The 2869-nt window shown below is 63.6% G+C and carries 2 protein-coding genes and 1 pseudogene; 1 reads left to right on the top strand and 2 read right to left on the bottom strand.

What is annotated here, in order from left to right:
* Nucleotides 1-882 (bottom strand): lytic murein transglycosylase (locus EN884_RS31645; protein WP_164895280.1); only part of this gene is annotated, 882 nt, incomplete at its 3' end.
* A gap of 257 nt (nt 883-1139) precedes the next feature.
* Nucleotides 1140-1940 carry a GH25 family lysozyme gene (locus EN884_RS31650; protein WP_013530938.1) on the bottom strand — a complete coding sequence of 267 codons (801 nt, stop codon included), beginning with the start codon at nt 1938-1940 and terminating at the stop codon, nt 1140-1142.
* A 229-nt stretch (nt 1941-2169) separates the two neighbouring features.
* On the opposite strand from EN884_RS31650, the pseudogene EN884_RS31655 reads away from it, so the two are divergent.
* Nucleotides 2170-2869, top strand: a pseudogene (locus tag EN884_RS31655) (serine hydrolase); the annotation flags it as partial.

The following is a 2869-nucleotide window of genomic DNA, read 5'->3' on the forward strand; positions in this document are numbered from 1 at the left end:
GGTGAGGAAGGCTGGCCCCTTGCGGCCCATCGGCAGCGCGAGGCCTGCTTTCAGGCCGTTATCGACCAGCGGCGCGCCGCTGGGGTAGGTGACGCCCCATTGCGCCCACTGCGACAGCGGCAGCTTGTTGGTGCGACCGGTCTGATCCCACGGCATGTCTTCGGGCACGCGGACTTCCTGGATCCAGGGCTGGTCGCGTTTCCAGCCGCGCGACAGCACCTTGTTGGCAGTGGTCATGATCACATCAGGCACGCTGCCGCGCAGGTCGATCTTGCCGTCGCCGTCGCCGTCGACGCCGCGTGCCAGATAGTCGGAGGGCAGGATCTGCGTCTGGCCGATCTCGCCGGCCCAGGCGCCCCTGACATCGGCCGGCAGCACGCCGCGATCGATCAGTTCCAGAAGCGGCACCAGCTGTTGCCGGAAGAGCTGCGGCCGGCGGCAATCATGGGAAAGCGTCACCAGGGCGCTCAGCGTGTGGAAGTCGCCCTGCACGGCGCCGAAATCGGTCTCCAGCGCCCAGAAGGCGGCGATGATCGGCGCCTGGACGCCGAACTGCTGGTCGGCGCGGGCGAAGACATCCGCGTATTTCTTCATGTTCGCCGCACCTTGCTTCAGGCGATAGGCCGAGATCATCCGGTTGGAAAACTCGACAAAGGTTTGGGTGAAGACGCCCTGGGCGCGGTCGCGCGCCAACACCTTGTCATCTAAGGTTGCCGCTTCAAGGGCGTCGAGACCCACTGCACCTACGCCGGCCGCCTTGGCTTCCGCGGCGACGCCCTGCTTCCAGGATTCGAAGTCGCCGCCGCATTCCTGCGCCATCGCCGGCAAGGCCGTGGCGCACAGGGTCAGCGCAGCCGCGAGGACTTTGGAACGCAGTCGCATCAGCTTCCTTTCGAAACGAACAGGGGGTCATTTGTTGTGCTCCCCCCCGGGAAGCCCAACGCCCTGAATTACCGGCGGTTGCACTCTTTCCCGCTGGCTGTGTCGAAAAGCAGGCGGCAGGCCCGGTGTCAACGGTGTTCTGCGGCAGCTTCTCTGCTGGAGTGATTTGATGCAGGGCAGTGCTGCCGTTGCACCGGTTCAACGGAAGCTCTGCTGGAGTGATTTGATCCAGGGCGGTGCTGCCGTTGAACCTGACGTCAACGGGTGTTCTGCCGCAGCCATTTGTTCCAGGCGGCTTCGCTGCCGTTGAAGACGTTGATGTCGGACTTGCCGGTCATGCCGGGAACGATGCCGGTTCCGGTGTACTGCCAGAAGGTGAAGGGGTGGCTGCCGTATTTCTCACGCGGATGGCCGGCGACGGAACGCAGCCAGTAGGGATAGCCGCGGAAACCTGACAGCCCGTTGTCGTCGAAGAAGTCGACGGAAGTGTAGATGATCGGCTTCTTGCCGTAATGGCGTTCGACGATTTCGAGGAAGGTGGTCATCTCCGCGCGCACCGTGGCGGCGTCGGGACGCAGCCTGCAGGTCGGCGATTGCGGGTTCCATTCCATATCGAGGACCGGCGGCATCGCCGAGCGATCGACGGGGACGTTGCGGATGAACCAGCGCGCCTGAACGGCAGCCGGGGTGCAGAAATAATAGAAATGATAGGCGGCTCGCGGAATCCCGTTGGCCTTCGTGCGCGCCCAATGCTCGCTGAAATACTCGTCGAAACGGTCGCCGCCCTCGGTCGCCTTGATGAAGGCGAAGGAGATGCCGCTGGCCCTGGCAGCCGGCCAGTCGACCGAGGTCTGGTATTTGGAAACATCGGTGCCGTGGACGGCATAGTTCCACGGCGCGCCGCTCTCCCATTCATGCGGCTTGGAGTCGGCAAAGCGCGGCGCGCGCACGGCAACCGTCGGGCTGCTCGAAGCGGATGGCGACAGCGGCGAGAGATCGTCGACGGTCGAGCAAGCACCAAGCAGCGCTAGCATGATCAGGCCCGCAAGACGGCGCATCGCAATTCCCGAGCCGGATTCAGCCGGTCGCTGATGGGTCTCTACACTGATGGCCTGCTTTGTGATCGGGCCCCCTCCGAACGATCGCCCCACAGCATCGCTCAGCATATCCTGTGATCGCCGATCATGGTTGATAATCCGTTGATGGCGCTCGACAAGCATTGTGATTTGCGGAAGCAATGGCGGCAAATCGATGACATAAGGGTCGCGCAGGGCCCGGAGGAAATAAATGCGGATCGTGGTCAAGATCGTCAAATGGCTGCTTGGCCTGATCGTCCTGGCGGTCGCAGCACTTTTTGCCTGGCTTTATATCGCGCCACCGGAGTTGATCAGGGTCGGCTCGGGCTACTCGGCCAAGATCGTCTGTTCGAACGTTTTTATCGCCGGCCGCGATCCCAATGAGGTGCTGGCCGTCGACGTGCAGGCACCCGGGCATCCCCTGCTGCGGTTAATGCGGGTTTCGGTGGACAAGAACAGGGGAACGGTGTCTGCCGGCCTGTTCGGTTTCCTCGGCAAGAGCGTCGCCGTAGCCCGCGACGGGCTTGGCTGCGCTTCGGTTCCGGACGGCGACGTAGGAAAGGTGCGGCGGACCGCGATCCAAGCGGAGCCGTCCGCAGTCACCATGGGCGACCTGTGGCCGGAAGGCGAACGGGTCGAGGCATCACAGGATCCGGTTGTTGCCAAGCTGCTGGATGATGCGGCGCTGATCGGCACCGGCATGCGCGCGGTGGTGGTGGTCAAGAATGGCCGTGTCGTCGCCGAGCGCTACGGCGATGGCTTTTCCGCCAGGACGCCGCTGCTCGGCTGGTCGATGACCAAAACAGTGAATGCCGCCATCGTCGGTACGTTGGTCAAGGACGGCAAGATGGCTTTCGACAACAAAAACCTGTTCGCGCCGTGGAAGGCGGACGGCCGCGCCGCGATCAGCC

Origin of the sequence: Mesorhizobium sp. M7A.F.Ca.AU.001.01.1.1 (assembly GCF_004022735.1) — a bacterium.
GTDB lineage: Bacteria > Pseudomonadota > Alphaproteobacteria > Rhizobiales > Rhizobiaceae > Mesorhizobium > Mesorhizobium ciceri.

Coding starts and splice junctions, on each gene's coding strand:
- EN884_RS31650 (WP_013530938.1), bottom strand. CDS start 1,940: ATGCGCCGTCTTGCGGGCCTGATCATGCTAGCGCTGCTTGGTGCTTGC.